The following is a 16,009-nucleotide window of genomic DNA, read 5'->3' as shown; positions in this document are numbered from 1 at the left end:
ACGCTAGGGTCGTTTAACTTATGTTAAAAGATTTTATGAAGGGAAGATCACATTGAAAACAATTGGTTTAATTGGCGGGATGAGTTGGGAAAGTACCGTCACGTATTATCAAATAATCAACGAGACCATAAAGAACGAACTCGGTGGCTTACACTCAGCGAAAATAATCCTATACAGTGTTGATTTTGCAGAAATTGAAGCCTTTCAAGCCAGTGGCGAATGGGATAAAAGTGCCGCTGTTTTAACTGACGCAGCCCAGAAATTAGAAACGGCTGGGGCCGATTTTATTGTTGTCTGTACCAATACCATGCATAAAGTCGCTCCGCAAATTCAGGCGCAAATTGGTATTCCAATTATTCATATTGCCGACGCAACCGCCAAAGAACTCGAAAAGCAAAACATAAAAAAAGTCGCTTTACTTGGGACTAAATATACCATGACGCAAACGTTTTACACAGAAAGAATCACACAAAAAGGGATTGAGGTTATCATTCCCAACGAAAAAGATGCAGCCTTAATCAATCAAGTGATTTATGACGAGCTATGCTTAGGTATCATTAAAGATGAATCAAGAAATCAAGTGATACAAATGATCGAGCAACTCAAAAACCGAGGTGCAGAAGGTGTCATTCTTGGTTGCACCGAAATTGGTTTACTAATCAAACAAAATGATACTACTTTACCCGTTTTTGATACCACACAAATCCACGCACAAGCAGCAGCCTTACAAGCCCTGTAAATTAACATCAAAAAAAACACCTTCGAAGAGCTTTTTTCGCAAGGTGTTATTTATTTTAATAAATACCGCTGTTTTACGACAAGAATGCTCTTAACGGTTCATCAACTTATCCATAAAGCGTTTCTCATCAACTACAAAACGTTTGTGGGTTGCTGTAGCAACCAGGAGCTCCCCATCAAAGGCTTCCAACTCAAACGCATAAGAACGTCCATCGTTCTCAACCATCTTTGAAACAATTCTAACTGTTACGCCTAGCTCAGAAGCCGCCAAGTGTTTTAAGTTAAACTCAACGCCGACACTGGTTTGATCTTCATCTAATAAAGGAAGCATCCAAGTCATTGAAGTAATTTCCATTAATGCCACTAACGACGGGCTCGATAAAACAGGCACGCTACCAGACCCGATTTTTGCGGCACTCATATCATCTGTAACTAAAAAGCGCTTTTCTAAAACCTTTTCCATGCTCTTTCCCCCTAATCAAATTCTTCATAAGTATTGGGATGTTGACCTTCCACACGACCCTCTTCACCGCGATCCAATTGATTAATTAAAGCTATATCGCCTTCTAATAACTCAAAATCAAACACATCTAAATTAGCTACTTGATTTTTATAGGAAGCAGCCTTCACGATTGGAATAACACCATTTTGGATATTCCAACGCAGAACAATTTGTGAAACAGCCTTCCCATATTTTTCAGCGATAGGCTGCAAAGCCTTTTCTCCTAAAATATCTAACTTATCACGACCAAATGGACTCCACGCTTGCGTCACAATCCCTAATTGATTATTATAATCCACCAAGGCTTGATTGTTAAAATAAGGATGACGCTCAATTTGATTCACCGCAGGCGTTACACCTGTCGCATCAATCACACGATCCAAATGTTCCGGCAGAAAATTAGACACTCCAATCGAACGAATCAAACCAAACTTTTGCGCATCGACCAATGCTTGCCAAGCTTCAACATATTTATCTTGCTTAGGCAACGGCCAGTGAATCAAATATTGATCAAAATAATCCAAGCCTAAACGATACAAAGACTCCTGAATCCACTCAATCGCCTGGTCATACGCATGCGCCGCACCCGGCAACTTACTCGTCACCAAAATCTCATTACGCGGAACGACCGACCGCCGAATCGCCTCACCCACAGCCCCTTCATTATTATAATTCGTTGACGTATCAATCATCCGATACCCCGCATTCAAAGCCGACAAAATCGCATTAACTCCGCTGGCCCCTTTCAAAGCCACCGTCCCAAACCCAACCGCCGGCAATTGATTCCCATCATTTAAAGTAAATATCTCCATCAAACCCATCCTTTCCTTCGTTAATTTAATTATACTATCCCAACCAATAAATATCTAAAAACATGCTATAATTTAGCAGAGATATTTATTTGAAAGGAGAAAAGAAATGTTGGGATTGTGTTCAGTGACGTTTAGTGACAAACGTGTCAGTGAAGTGGTTGCCATCGCAAAAGAAGCGGGGCTAGATGGAATTGAATGGTCGGCCAAAGCCCATGTGAAGCCCGGCGACTGGCGTTTAGCATTCGAAACTTTGCGAGAATGCAGAGCAGCGGGGTTAACCATCCCGTCCTACGGCACTTACTACACCGTTGGAAGTTACGAAGATTTTGACGTCATTTTACAGACAGCGGAGATTTTGGAAGCAAGCGCAATCAGGGTCTGGGCAGGCGAAGAAGGTTCAGTGGAAACTAGCGATGAGAAACGGCAGGCTATCGTCGCGGATGCTCAACGAATCGCAAAATTAGCTGCAAAAAATAAGCAATCGATTCATTTTGAATACCATCGCCACAGCTTAACCGATACGCCGGAAAGTGCGTTGCAGTTGATGAAAGAAGTTGACCAACCCAATGTGTTTTTATACTGGCAACCCGCAGAAAGTTTGACTGTCGTTGAGCGTGTCAACAGCTTTCGCCAACTCGCCCCCATGGTCTCAACTTTACACGTTTTTCACTGGAAAGACTACAACCATCGTTTTCCGTTAGAAGATGGCAAAACCGAATGGCAGCAATACATCCAAATAGCCCAATCTCAAACACCAATGCCTAATTACTTGTTCGAATTTGTCAAAGATAATGATCCCGCACAACTAATCACCGACGTCGCAGCGTTTAAGGCCTGGTTAATAGCGGAAAGTAAATGATTGGTATTTTAGGCAGCTGTTTATGATGAGACAATCATTTGATTCGGTCTGGTCGCTTACTTCTGTTAGTGAAATTGGTGAAAAGGCGGACGTCGTTTGAGCGGGAAGTCCAGCAAGTTGATTTGGCGGACGTCGTTGAGAAATGAAGTCCGGCAAGTTGGATGAGCAGAGGGAAAAAAGCGAAAAGGCGGACGTCGATTGAGTGGGAAGTCCGGCAAGCTGATTTGGCGGACGTCGTTGAGAAATGAAGTCCGGCAAGTTGGATGAGCAGAGGGAAAAAAGCGAAAAGGCGGACGTCGATTGATTGGGAAGTCCGGCAAGCTGATTTTGGCGGACGTCGTTGAGAAATGAAGTCCGGCAAGTTGGATGAGCAGAGGGAAAAAAGCGAAAAGGCGGACGTCGATTGAGTGGGAAGTCCGGCAAGCTGATTTGGCGGACGTCGTTGGGAAATGAAGTCCGGCAAGTTGGATGAGCAGAGGGAAAAAAGCGAAAAGGCGGACGTCGTTTGAGCGGGAAGTCCGGCAAGTTGATTTGGCGGACGTCGATTGAGTGGGAAGTCCGGCAAGCTGATTTTGGCGGACGTCGTTGAGAAATGAAGTCCGGCAAGTGTAGGCGGAAAATGTACAGCCACCAAATCAACTACAAAAAAGTCTATTCAATCACGAAATCAATCAAGCGTTTGGTGATCGATTAACCCTTTTAACCGTCCTTTCACTTCGAGCGTACAAATCATATAGCAATAAACCCCCACGCACTCCGCACTCCTTACTCCAAACACCCCACATAACACAAACAGGGGACCCATAACGGTCCCCCTTCCTATTTCTTATCCAAAGTACTGCTGATACATGCCACGGATGGCGGCTTCTTGGTCTTTGATTTTAATACCAATGAACAAACTAATTTGTGAGCCGCCTTGGTTAATCATTAAGATATTAATGTCTTCTAAAGCCAAGGCAGTCATGGCTTTGTGGGCGATGCCTGTGACTTCACGCATGCCTTCGCCAACGATGACCAAAATGGCCAAATCGTCTTCGACACTAATCCACTCTGGCGATAAGGTTTCTTCGATTTCATGAATAATCGCATTTAATTGATTAGGTCGGGTTAATTGACGGGTGCGGAACACAACGGTGATATTATCGATACCGGTTGGTACATGCTCGATTGAAATCTTTTGGTCTTCGAAAATTTGTAGCAAGCGGCTAGTATAACCCAACTCGCGGTTCAAGAGATATTTACGTAAAGTAATAGAAGTAAAGCCTTCGTCACTTGAAATACCAATGACCGGGTATTCTTTGATATTGTCGCGGGAAGCAACAATTTTGGTGCCTTCAATCTCCGGATGGTTAGTATCCCGAATCATCACAGGGATATTTACTTGATAGAGGGGTTCAAGGGCTTCATCGTGAAAAATGCTGAAACCGGCGTAGGACAGCTCCCGCATTTCGCGATAGGTAATCTCGGCGATGGGGTGGGGGTTGTCAATCATTTTCGGATGGGCTGAATAAATGTAGCTCATGTCCGTGAAATTTTCATAAATATCGGCTTGAACGCCACGGGTAATAATGGCACCGGTGATGTCCGAACCTCCGCGCGGGAAAGTCACGATATTGCCTGACTTAGAATAACCGAAAAAGCCTGGGATTACGAGGAGTTCGTCTTGGTTGCGCCATTCCCGAATCAAATCATAAGATTCAGGTAAAAGTTGTGCATTGGCCGGTTCGTCGGTCACGATGATGCCGATTTCTAAAGGTGATATGTAACGGGCATTAATCCCGAGTTGATTAAAATAAGCAGTAATTAGTTGGGCGTTAAAGTCCTCACCACATGATTTCAGGGCATCCAATAGGCGCGGGTAATTTCCCTTAAGGGTTTCCAGATATTTATTAAGGGTTAGTTTAAATGAAGTGATTATCGCTTGATCCAAGCCTAAGTCATCGACCATTGACTGGTAGCGACCAATAATATCCGCCTGAATCGCTTCCATATCCAAACCGTTTTTCTGGGCAATCGCCAAATCGATTAAGCGGTCGGTCACCTTATAATCGTCATTATGGCGTTTGCCGGGGGCACTTACGACAACAAAACGAATAGCGGGGTCATGTTTAATAATATTGCCTACTTTAACTAACTGTTGGGCAGAGCTTAACGAACTACCACCAAATTTTGCTACTTTCATCTCTAACACCTCTAAAAATAAATTCATGCCTAATCATATCGCATTTGCAGCCAAAAAGGTAGTCTTATTCGCCTAATTGCCAATTAATTCCTTCAAATAAGGGGACATTTTGGTAGTTTAAGCCGTAAACAAACGGGCGTTCTACCCGCATTTCAATCGGATCTTCAACGATGGGCGCTGACGTCACCTCAATATCAATCTCGGTCACCGCAGCCGCCTCTGTCCCATCCTCATCCAACTTGAAAACGACGGATTGCAAAATCTTGCTAACAGCCAATTCTTGGTCATCTTGGAAAAATTGGGTTGCCCCTAAACTATCGGTAAACTCTAATCCATACACGGCGAGGGTCTCAGTCAAATCATACGCGTCTTCCATTTCCCACTTCGGCAAGGATAAATCGATATTCCGACGCTCCCAATCCTCACTGGCAAGCGCTTCTTGATAGAACACCCACATCGCCTCATTGCTCGTCGCTTTCGCCGGCAAAACCACCACCAACTCCGCCTGATTCTCATACGGCAACTTCACCGCCTGAAAATCCGCCGTTTCGACATAGTCAAAATATTCCGTCTGGTGCATCATATCGACGGTCGTTTCACTTTCAACCCCATAATAAATATCACTGCTAGTCCATCCGGCATAAAATTCATTCCGCCAGTTGGATTTAAAGTAAAGCAAATTCATCAAAATGAGTTGCAAGTCTTCGTTAGCCGCTAGGTCCGCTATGCGGTCTTGCGAAAAGTAGGGATCAATTAATCCACGGGTGAAGTCAGCGATAGTATCGTTGAGTTCTTGGTAACTATGGGTGTTGGAAAAATCAATTATTTCGGCTTGACCTTGCAAAGCTTCAACGGCTTCTTGATAAGCTGGTTGCCAGGTTTTCCCTTCGCGCCCTAGTGCGAGTTGCATCGTATCAAAAGGTTGTTGCTCGGCGGTAACTGAGGTCTCTAAGAAATCTGCCAATTCATTAAAGTAATCTTGCCGGCTGTAGTCTGGGTGAACCAATATGTCATCCAATTGGGTCTGTTGTTCATTGGTTAAGCCAGCTTCTAAAAGTGTGAGCGCTAAATAATAGGAAAAAGGTGAATAGACAAAATTTTCGGTTGCGTCAAAGTTATTTCGTAAAGGTCCAGCAAATTCTTGCGTCTGTTCAGCTAAGTCTGTGACGAATTCTTCTTGTGCCGTCACGGTTGACAATCCTGTGGGGAATAATAAGATAGCCGTCGTAAGTTTAATTAACCAATTCTTCTTCATAATCTGCTCCTTTTATAATAAGTTCTTAAATTTGTCTTCATTATAACATGCAGACTAACCGTATAAAAAAATATCGGGCTAAAAACGCCATTTGTAACTCAGCTGTCATCTAATGAATAGAGGAATTTGTGCTTTTATTGAGTAGAATGGTGGCTGCGTCATACTTTCGGAGTAAGAAAGTTAGCTTCGAATCAGAAACGGAGTAAGAAAGTTAGCTCCGAATTGGAAATGAAGTAAGAAAGTTAGCTTCGAAATGGAAACGAACTACAAAAATGTAGTTCGTTTTCTCAACGAACTATAAAAATGTAGTTCGTTTTCTCAACGAACTATAAAAATGTAGTTCGTTCACTCGACGAACTACAAAAATGTAGTTCGTTTCCTCAACGAACTGTAAAAATGTAGTTCGTTTCCTCGACGACCTATAAAAATGTAGTTCGTTTCCTCAACGACCTATAAAAATGTAGTTCGTTTCCTCAACGACCTATAAAAATGTAGTTCGTTTCCTCGACGAACTACAAAAATGTAGTTCGTTTTCTCGACGACCTATAAAAATGTAGTTCGTATCCTCGACGACCTATAAAAATGTAGTTCGTTTTACCGACGAACTACAAAAATGTAGTTCGTATCCTCGACGACCTATAAAAATGTAGTTCGTTCACTCGACGAACTACAAAAATGTAGTTCGTTCACTCAACGAACTGTAAAAATGTAGTTCGTTTCCTCAACGACCTATAAAAATGTAGTTCGTTTCCTCGACGAACTATAAAAATGTAGTTCGTTTCCTCGACGAACTACAAAAATGTAGTTCGTTTCCCCGACGACCTACAAAAATGTAGTTCGTTTCATCGACGAACTACAAAAATGTAGTTTGTTTCCTCAACGACCTACAAAAATGTAGTTCGTTTCCTCAACGACCTATAAAAATGTAGTTCGTTCACTCGACTTTCGAAGCAACAAAAAAAGACTAGTGAACTAGTCTTTTGGGTGTTTTAAGCGATTTTGCCGCGTTTAGCGGCTTTGATGGTTTTTAAAGCGCGGCGGGCTGTTTTTTTGTTGGGGCTTTTCATTTCGCGGTAGGCGCGGGATTTAGCTTGTTTGTGTGTGGACATATTTAAAACTCCTTTTAAATAGTAATGATTACATCTTACAAGTATACACCTTGATAAGCAATTTGTCAAAAGGATTAGCAGTGATATTTATTTAGAGGGCATTAAACTAGAAAAATCGTTGAACTAGGCTAAAATGGAGGGGAGAAGAAATTTGAGGAGTGATTGGATGGAGTTAGCGGTACATGATTTGGTGACGTTGAATCAGGGGGAGTCGGTGGAGGAGGGGTATGCGCGGACGAAACATTTCGTCAAGGAAATTGAGCAATTGAATTACCATCGTTACTGGTTTGCAGAACATCACAATTCCAGTGATAACGCCAGCTCGTCGCCGGAATTAATGGTGGCTTACATGGCGGCGATTACGGACAAGATTCGGCTGGGAACGGGCGGGACGATGATTATGCATTATTCGCCTTTGAAAATTGCGGAAAATTTCAAGACGTTGACGACTTTGGCGCCGGGACGGATTGACTTAGGTTTGGGGCGGGCGCCGGGGAGCGGGCATCACGAGATTATTGCGTTAGCACAAGGCAAGCCTGATTCTTTTTCGGATATGTATGATAAAATTGAGGTGATTCTCGACTATTTAAAGGATGAAAAAGCAGCCAGCTTTTACGGCAATACCACAGCGGTTCCTTATGGAACGCAGACTTTGCCGCAACCATGGATGTTGGGTTCATCCGGTCAATCGGCCACGAAAGCGGCCGAAATGGGCTTGGGTTACAGCTTCGCCAAGTTTTTTGGCTTGAAAACCGATCCAGCCGTATTCAAAGCTTACCGTGACCAATTTGTGGCCAGCCGCTTTTTCGACAAGCCATCGGTCATCGTGAGTTATATGATTGTCGTGGCTGACACCCAAGAGGAAGCCGACTACTACGCCAAGCCGCTGGAATTGTCGCGTGTGGCTTTGAATAAAGGACAAATCATTGCTAATATGGACCCGGAAGAGGTCAAAGATTTCACTTTTTCGCCGTCGGATCAAGCTTACCTGGATGGTTATTACAATAACCGTTTTATTATTAAGGGCACGCCGGGCCCAGTCCAAGCCATTTTGGAAGACGAAATCGCGACTTTGGGCATCGACGAGTTGATGGTGTATGCCCCTATTTTCGACCACGACGCTCGCCTAAATTCCTATCGTCATTTAGCCAAAATGTTTGGTAAAATTTAAGAAAGAAGGGCTTTTATGTCAAATAAATATCACCGCTTATTTGAAGCGCCTGCCTTTCCCAATGGGGTGACGCTCGACTCGCGGTTTGTGATGTCGCCGATGGTTATTGATGGATCGTCTTACGAGGGTGACGTTCAAGCGGATGACTTGCGCTTTTTTGAACGTCGTGCCCAAACGGCCGCTATGTTGATTACTGGGGCGACCACGGTTAGTGAATACGGTAATGCTTTTGGTTATGGCTTGGGCAATTACCGCGATGACCAGCTTGAGGGCTTGACGCGTTTAGCGGAGGCCATGAAAAGTAAGGGGGGCGAAAGCGATGATACAGCTCTTTCATCCTGGTCGCCAAGCGGCTTATACGTATAAGGATTATGGGGTGGCTTATGGACCTAGTGACCAAGACTTTCCCTTTTTGGATTATCCGGTAACGGGTATGACTGAGGAGCAAGTTGACAACTTGATAGCCGATTTTGCCGCCGCTACGCGACGGGCGATTTTAGCGGGCTTCGATGGGGTGGAAATTCATGGTGCCAACCATTATTTATTGCAGCAATTCTTTTCTGCTTATTCCAACCATCGTGAGGATGCTTGGGGTGGGGATTTAGAGCGGCGGATGGCTTTGCCACTGGCGGTCTTGCGGGCAGTTAAAGGGGCTGCCCAGGAAATGGGCGCAGAGGTATTTATTATAGGGTATCGTTTGAGTCCGGAAGAAATTCATGGGGAGAACGTGGGTTACCAGCTGGAGGAGACTTTAGCGTTGGTGGAGGCGCTGGCTGACGTGGGGTTGGATTATGTGCATACGTCGGGGGCGCGCGGTTTTGCTAATCAGGCGACGCGCGGGACTTACGCGGGGGAGGCGATTAACCCGTTGATTCGGGATGCCTTGGCTGGTCGCGCTTTACTGGTAGGTGCCGGCGATGTGACTTCTGCCGACAAGGCTTTGGAGGCTTTAGATTACGTCGATTTGGTCGCCCGGAAGAGATTTCGCTGGACGTCACGGGTCGTGTGGCTGACCTGGCCTTGCCGCGCGAGTTTTACCGCATGGCGCGAACTTTAAGCCGCAGCGGTTCCCTGCCGGAAACCACCCTTCAACAGCTTTTGAATAAATAACGTTGCTAGAATCGGTTCTTTTGAACCGAGTTCTTAAGCAGGTAAGGAGTATTATCACATGGATAAAGAAAATAAAACAGCTTTAGAGGATTTAAGTCGGGCTGAGATTTTACGCAAACTGTTCACTTCAACTTTGACCTTAAGTGCCTTCACTTTTGGGGGCGGTTATGTCATCGTCAGCTTGATGAAGAAAACGTTTGTGGATGAGTTGGGCTGGATTGACAATGACGAAATGCTTGACTTAGTGGCCATTGCTCAATCGGCACCGGGGGCGATTGCCGTTAATGGCGCTATTGTCATTGGTTATAAATTAGCGGGTTTGTTAGGTGTTTTGGTAGCAATTGTGGCGACTGTAATCCCGCCTTTTGTGGTTATTTCCTTGATTTCTGTTTTTTATGAAGCCTTCCGCCAAAACACCTGGATTGCCTTGATTTTGGAGGGAATGCAGGCCGGGGTCGGGGCCGTGATTGCCTCGGTTGTCTTCGATATGGGCGCGCAAGTCTTTCATTCGAAAAACCGCTTGATGATTGCGGTGATGTTTTTGGCGTTTTTTGCCAATTACTTCTTAGAAATAAATGTCGTTGTTATTATCGGCGTCGCTGCTTTACTGGGCATTGTCTTGTTCTTTGTCGACAAACACCGTAGAAAGGAGCTTTCTGAATGATCTATTGGCAGTTATTTATTAGTTTTTTGAAAATTGGGGCTTTTAGTTTCGGTGGTGGTTATGCGGCCATGCCTTTGATTCAAGAGGAAGTGGTGGATTTACATGGTTGGCTGACGATGCAGGAATTTACGGATTTGATTACGATTTCGCAAATGACGCCTGGTCCAATTGCGATTAATTCCGCTACCTTTGTCGGGATTCAAATCGGTGGTGTGCTGGGCGCGGTGGTAGCCACGGTCGGTTCGGTCTTGCCCTCAGCGATTTTAGTGACGTTAATTGCGTATTTGTATACTCGTTATAAAAATATTTTGATTTTGCAATATGTGCTGAATGCCTTGCGTCCTGCTGTTGTTGCCATGATAGCCACCGCTGGTGTCAGTATCTTAGTCACCGCTTTTTGGGGTGATCAAGTGATAGGGATTGCTACCTTGGATGTGGTGATGGTTGTGATTTTTGCCATTAGTCTGTTTTTGTTATTGCGGACCAAGTTGAACCCGATTTTGGTGATGGCACTAGCAGGGGTGTTGAATCTGGTGGCGAATTTGGTGGTTTAGTGTAGCGGGGGTGGTCGAACGTATGAAGTTATACGTTATAGTTGGGTTACCCCTGGCTTATAACTTCATACCAACTCTCATACGAAGTTATAGCTGGGATATCCCACCTTATACCTTCATACCACCTCTCATACGAAGTTATATCTGAGAAATCTCGCTTTATACCTTCATACCAACTTTCATATGAAGTTATAGCTAGGTTATTCCACCTTATACCTTCATACCACCTCTCATACGAAGTTATATCTGAGAAATCTCACATTGTAACTTCATACCAAATCCCATACGAAGTTATAGCTGAGTAATCCCACCTTATAACTTCATACCAACTCTCATATGAAGTTATATCTAGGTTATCCCACTTTATAACTTCATACCACCCCTCATACGAAGTTATATCTGAGAAATCCTGGTCCTATACCTTCATACCACGACTTATACGAAGTTATATCTGAGTAATCCCACCTTATACCTTCATACCAACTCTCATACGAAGTTATATCTGAGAAATCTCACTTTATACCTTCATACCACGACTCATATGAAGTTATAGCTAGGTTATCCCACCTTATAACTTCATACCATCTCTCATACGAAGTTATAGCTGGGAAATCTCACTTTATACCTTCATACCACGACTCATATGAAGTTATAGCTAGGTTATCACACCTTATAACTTCATACCAAATCCCATACGAAGTTATAGCTAGGTTATCCCACCTTATAACTTCATACCACCTCTCATACGAAGTTATATCTGAGAAATCTCACTTTATACCTTCATACCACCTCTCGTATAAAGTTATATCTGAGAAATCTCACCATATACCTTCATACCACGACTCATATGAAGTTATAGCTAGGTTATCCCACCTTATAACTTCATACCACCTCTCATACGATGTTATAGCTGAGAAATCTCACTTTCTAACTTCATACCACCTCTCATACGAAGTTATAGCTGAGTTATCTCACTTTCTAACTTCATACCACGACTCATACGAAGTTATATCTGAGAAATCCCACCTAATACCTTCATACCAACTCTCATACGAAGTTATCTCTAACCCACCACCCCCATTTTTAGCACTTCCTCCTCCTCTCTCATCAAGTTTCCTAAATTTTCACCCCAACGCTTGCTTTCCTTTACCTTCAGTTTATCTTTTTGGTTTATAATATGTCATAAAGAGGTGATTAGATGAATGATATCTTAGTAGTAGATGATAACAAACACACACAACAGTTAATGACAGCTATCTTAGAAGCGGAGCAATTTAATGTAGTAATTGCTAACGACGGCCAAGAAGCACTCGATATCCTTGAGACGCAACATATTGATTTAGCCATTATTGATATTATGATGCCAAATATGGATGGCTATGAGTTGACGCAAACCTTACGTGAAGCACAAAATACCTTACCCATTTTGATGATTTCGGCCAAACAATTGCCAGCTGATAAAAAACAAGGATTTTTAGTTGGTATCGATGACTACATGACCAAGCCAGTCAATGATGAGGAAATGATTCTGCGCATCAGAGCTTTATTAAGACGGGCAAAAATTGCGTCCGACCGCCAACTGACGATTGGGAATGTTGTGTTAGATTTGGATACCTTATCGGTGACTAAAGGTGACGAAGTCCAAGTGTTACCCCAAAAAGAATTTCAGCTACTTTTCAAACTGCTTTCCTATCCTGGCAAGATATTTACCCGCATCCAACTGATGGATGAAATTTGGGGGATGGACAGTGAAACGGGTTGGGAGACGGTGACGGTGCATATCGCACGGCTGCGCAAACGCTTTGAAGATTGGGATGAAATTGAGATTGAGTCGGTCCGTGGGTTGGGCTATCGTGCGGTGAAAAAACAATGAAACGACCGCAAGCCCAGCGCCCCAACCAAGCCCAACACCCCAACCAAGCCCAGCAACAAAACCCGCCCAATGTCATCCGCCGCCTAATACAGACGTTTAAAAGTTGGCTATTCAAACCCAGAATCTTATTATCGTTGATATTTACTTTGTTGGTTTTCGCGATTTTGGTCATCACGGTGTTTATTGTGATGACGCTCCTTGCCATCGGCTTGCATTTTGGCTGGCTGCAACCGGAGCATGGGCCATCGGTTTTTGTGCCGATTCTCACGTTTGGGATTGCCGCGATCATTACGGGAACGCTGGTGGCCACGCTGATTTCGGGCATTCCCATCCGGCCGATTAACAAACTGGTCAGCAGCATGGACAAGCTGGCGGAAGGCGACTATAGTACTCAAATCGACCTTGGCAAATCCAAAATTGGGCAACGCGTTTCCAAAAGTTTTAACGCTTTGGCTAACGAACTCAGTCAAACCGAGATGTTGCGGTCGGATTTTGTGAATAATATTTCCCATGAATATAAAACACCCATGGTGTCCATCAGCGGTTTTGCTAAACTCATTCGCAAAGGCAACTTGACCAAAGAAAAGGAAAATGAGTACCTCGATATCATTATCGATGAGATTAACCGCTTGTCGTCACTGTCCACCAATATTCTTTACCTAACCAAGGTCGAGAACCAAAAAATCCTGACAGACATTGATTATTTCAACCTTTCCGAACAGATTCGTAGCTCCATCCTCCTGCTCGAGGAAAAATGGACGCGCAAAAATCTGGAGTTTGACCTGGAATTCCCAGAAATCACGGTTCTAGCTAATGAAGAAATGCTCAAGCAAGTGTGGATTAACCTCATCGACAATGCCATCAAATTTTCGCCAACCGACAGTGTCATCCACATTAAAATTCAGCAAGACAACGCCCACACCTTGACCCAAATTACCAACCACGGTGATCCCATCCCGCCTGAAGACCTCCAGCGCATTTATGGCAAGTTCTGGCAGGGCGACAGTTCGCGTGCTAAAGAGGGTTCCGGTATCGGCCTTTCGATTGTTAAATCTATCGTCACACTTCACGCCGGTGAAGTGCGCGTTTCAAGCGACGAACAAGCCACGATCTTTTCCGTTCAAATCCCTTTAAACCCCACCCCAAATAAATATCCCTACGACTCGGCGAGGGTTTAGACTGAGTTAATGTTTCTAGCCTATCATAATCGTAGAGATAAATTAATGACCATATTTGTCTCAACTTTTTTCATCTCTTTCTTGATAGAAAGACACTTACCTAAATAAGGGCTAACGGAACGACCAAGGGGTTAGCTCTTATTTGGTCTTATTTTTTTGCACTATTTTAAAATGAATGGAGGCGTCTTAGTGTTAAAACTTTTTAAACAATTGTCCAAAATGGATTTCTTTTTGGCATTTATCAGTTTGCTCTTAATTATCCTACAAGTTTGGCTGGACCTACGCTTGCCGGACTACATGAGTGAAATTACCATGCTCGTACAAACGGAAGGCAGTCAAATGTCTGATATATATGCGGCTGGTGGCTCAATGATTGCCGTCGCATTTGCTAGTTTATTGACGGCCGTTGTGATTGCTGTCATTGCAGCGAAAATTTCAGCCAATTTCAGTGCGAATACACGTGAACGCTTATATGATAAGGTTCAATCCTTTTCCTTGGAAGAAATTAAACGTTTCTCTACCTCGAGTTTAATTACACGGACAACCAATGATGTGACGCAAGTACAAATGTTAATTGTCATGGGTCTACAAGTGATGATAAAAGCACCGATTATGGGTGTCTGGGCGATTACCAAAATCGCTGGTAAAAACTGGGAATGGTCGGCAGCTACCGCTGTGGCAGTTATTTTCCTCATGCTGGTGGTTGGCACAGCTATTGCGCTCGCAACCCCTAAATTCAAAATTTTACAAAAGCTAACGGACCGCTTGAATGCAGTCACCCGTGAAAATATCACTGGTTTACGCGTTATTCGTGCCTATAATGCCGAAGATTACCAACAAGAGAAATTTGAAAATGTAAATGAGGAACTGACAAATACCAACTTATTTACCAGTCGTATTATGTCACTCTTGAGCCCAACCATCCAACTAACCATGAATGGCTTATCCTTAGCGATTTATTGGATTGGGGCGTATTTAATTAATCAAGCGGGCTTGATGGAACGTGTGACGTTGTTTTCGGATATGATTGTCTTTTCTTCCTATGCAATGCAAGTCGTGATGTCCTTTATGATGTTAATCATGATCTTTATTATGGTGCCACGGGCCAATGTTTCGGCGGAACGGATTTTAGAAGTACTCGAAACAGAACCGACGATTATCGACGGCACTTTAACGACAGCACCGAATGATCTAAAAGGGCAAGTGGAATTTAAACATGTTAGTTTTAAATACCCCGATGCTGAGGAATATGTCATTCAAGATGTTAGTTTTAAAGCGAATCAAGGTGAAACAGTTGCATTTATTGGGTCGACAGGATCGGGTAAAAGTACACTGGTGAACCTAGTGCCGCGTTTATATGAAGCGACTGAAGGGGAAGTATTGGTTAACGATGTGAATGTTAAAGACTACACCCAAGAAGGACTTAGAAATATCATGTCCTACGTTTCGCAAAAAGCGGTTTTGTTTTCGGGAAAGATTAAAGATAATATCGCTTATGGTGAAAATGGCCGTGGTCCTGTTTCTGAAAATGATTTAGTTGAAGCGGTCTATACGGCGCAAGCAAGTGATTTTGTTGAAAAACTGCCGGATGGTTATGATAGTCATGTCGCTCAAGGAGGCACCAACTTTTCGGGCGGGCAAAAACAACGGCTTTCCATTGCACGTGCGATCGCCCGAAGACCAGAGATATTTATTTTCGATGATAGTTTTTCGGCTTTGGACTATAAAACGGATCGGGCTTTAAGAGAGGCGCTGGCTAAGGATTGTCCGGATGCGACGAAGTTAATTGTGGCGCAACGGATTGGGACGATTCAGGATGCGGATAAAATTATTGTGATGGATCAGGGGCGGATTGTCGGTGACGGGACGCATGAGGAGTTGTTGGCGTCCAATGAGGTTTACCGGGAAATTGCCTATTCACAACTTTCAGAAGAGGAGTTGGCCTAATGAGTGAGACAAGAAATAATCAAAACCGTGGACCGCAAGGACAAGGCAGAGGCCC

The 16,009-nt window shown here is 43.7% G+C and carries 16 protein-coding genes; 10 read left to right on the top strand and 6 right to left on the bottom strand.

Annotated features, from left to right (window positions below; genetic code table 11):
* Positions 1–52: 52 nt before the first annotated feature.
* Positions 53–739 (top strand): aspartate/glutamate racemase family protein, encoded by a 687-nt coding sequence (locus NRE15_RS06845; protein WP_313794847.1) that lies wholly within the window; start codon positions 53–55, stop codon positions 737–739.
* Positions 740–829: 90 nt separating this feature from the next.
* Here NRE15_RS06845 and NRE15_RS06840 read toward each other — a convergent pair whose 3' ends face one another.
* Both NRE15_RS06840 and NRE15_RS06835 read right to left on the bottom strand, forming a co-directional pair.
* A complete protein-coding gene (locus NRE15_RS06840; RefSeq protein ID WP_313794846.1) occupies positions 830–1,201 on the bottom strand; it encodes a thioesterase family protein in 372 nt (123 codons plus the stop codon).
* A gap of 11 nt (positions 1,202–1,212) precedes the next feature.
* Entirely contained in the window at positions 1,213–2,061 is an 849-nt protein-coding gene (locus NRE15_RS06835) for an aldo/keto reductase (RefSeq protein WP_390887186.1), read from the bottom strand.
* Between the two features lie 97 nt (positions 2,062–2,158).
* Here NRE15_RS06835 and NRE15_RS06830 point away from each other — a divergent pair, with 97 nt between their 5' ends.
* Entirely contained in the window at positions 2,159–2,911 is a 753-nt protein-coding gene (locus NRE15_RS06830) for a sugar phosphate isomerase/epimerase family protein (protein WP_313794844.1), read from the top strand.
* On the opposite strand, the gene NRE15_RS06825 is transcribed toward NRE15_RS06830, so the two are convergent.
* From NRE15_RS06825 to NRE15_RS06810, 4 genes are all read right to left on the bottom strand, one after another.
* The gene (locus tag NRE15_RS06825; RefSeq protein ID WP_313794843.1) at positions 2,891–3,550 is read right to left on the bottom strand and encodes a hypothetical protein; all 660 of its coding nucleotides are present in this window, start codon (positions 3,548–3,550) and stop codon (positions 2,891–2,893) included. The two genes, NRE15_RS06830 and NRE15_RS06825, sit on opposite strands and share 21 nt — an antisense overlap.
* Before the next feature lie 187 nt (positions 3,551–3,737).
* Positions 3,738–5,093, bottom strand: a complete 1,356-nt coding sequence (locus tag NRE15_RS06820) for an aspartate kinase (RefSeq protein WP_313794842.1) — start codon at positions 5,091–5,093, stop codon at positions 3,738–3,740.
* Positions 5,094–5,157: 64 nt separating this feature from the next.
* A complete protein-coding gene (locus NRE15_RS06815) occupies positions 5,158–6,348 on the bottom strand; it encodes a serpin family protein (protein WP_313794841.1) in 1,191 nt (396 codons plus the stop codon).
* A gap of 989 nt (positions 6,349–7,337) precedes the next feature.
* Complete coding sequence (locus tag NRE15_RS06810) at positions 7,338–7,457, bottom strand: putative metal homeostasis protein (protein ID WP_313794840.1); 120 nt, start codon at positions 7,455–7,457, stop codon at positions 7,338–7,340.
* A 166-nt stretch (positions 7,458–7,623) separates the two neighbouring features.
* Here NRE15_RS06810 and NRE15_RS06805 point away from each other — a divergent pair, with 166 nt between their 5' ends.
* From NRE15_RS06805 to NRE15_RS06770, 8 genes are all read left to right on the top strand, one after another.
* The gene (locus NRE15_RS06805; RefSeq protein WP_313794839.1) at positions 7,624–8,628 is read left to right on the top strand and encodes an MsnO8 family LLM class oxidoreductase; all 1,005 of its coding nucleotides are present in this window, start codon (positions 7,624–7,626) and stop codon (positions 8,626–8,628) included.
* A gap of 15 nt (positions 8,629–8,643) precedes the next feature.
* A complete protein-coding gene (locus NRE15_RS06800) occupies positions 8,644–8,994 on the top strand; it encodes an oxidoreductase (protein WP_313794838.1) in 351 nt (116 codons plus the stop codon).
* The gene (locus tag NRE15_RS06795) at positions 8,948–9,685 is read left to right on the top strand and encodes an oxidoreductase (RefSeq protein ID WP_313794837.1); all 738 of its coding nucleotides are present in this window, start codon (positions 8,948–8,950) and stop codon (positions 9,683–9,685) included. Before NRE15_RS06800 ends, NRE15_RS06795 begins: the two co-directional genes overlap by 47 nt.
* A 111-nt stretch (positions 9,686–9,796) precedes the next feature.
* Positions 9,797–10,402, top strand: coding sequence for a chromate transporter (locus NRE15_RS06790; RefSeq protein WP_313794836.1), 606 nt, complete (start codon positions 9,797–9,799; stop codon positions 10,400–10,402).
* A complete protein-coding gene (locus NRE15_RS06785) occupies positions 10,399–10,956 on the top strand; it encodes a chromate transporter (protein WP_313794835.1) in 558 nt (185 codons plus the stop codon). Before NRE15_RS06790 ends, NRE15_RS06785 begins: the two co-directional genes overlap by 4 nt.
* 1,198 nt (positions 10,957–12,154) lie before the next feature.
* Positions 12,155–12,829: a response regulator transcription factor gene (locus NRE15_RS06780; RefSeq protein ID WP_313794834.1), complete on the top strand. Its 675-nt coding sequence runs from the start codon at positions 12,155–12,157 to the stop codon at positions 12,827–12,829.
* Complete coding sequence (locus NRE15_RS06775) at positions 12,826–14,007, top strand: sensor histidine kinase (protein WP_313794833.1); 1,182 nt, start codon at positions 12,826–12,828, stop codon at positions 14,005–14,007. Before NRE15_RS06780 ends, NRE15_RS06775 begins: the two co-directional genes overlap by 4 nt.
* A 189-nt stretch (positions 14,008–14,196) precedes the next feature.
* The gene (locus NRE15_RS06770; protein ID WP_313794832.1) at positions 14,197–15,954 is read left to right on the top strand and encodes an ABC transporter ATP-binding protein; all 1,758 of its coding nucleotides are present in this window, start codon (positions 14,197–14,199) and stop codon (positions 15,952–15,954) included.
* The last annotated feature ends 55 nt before the right edge of the window (positions 15,955–16,009 follow it).

The sequence above is a fragment of the Fundicoccus culcitae genome (assembly GCF_024661895.1).
Lineage (GTDB): Bacteria > Bacillota > Bacilli > Lactobacillales > Aerococcaceae > Fundicoccus_A > Fundicoccus_A culcitae.
This window is presented reverse-complemented; position numbering and strand designations above follow the sequence as displayed.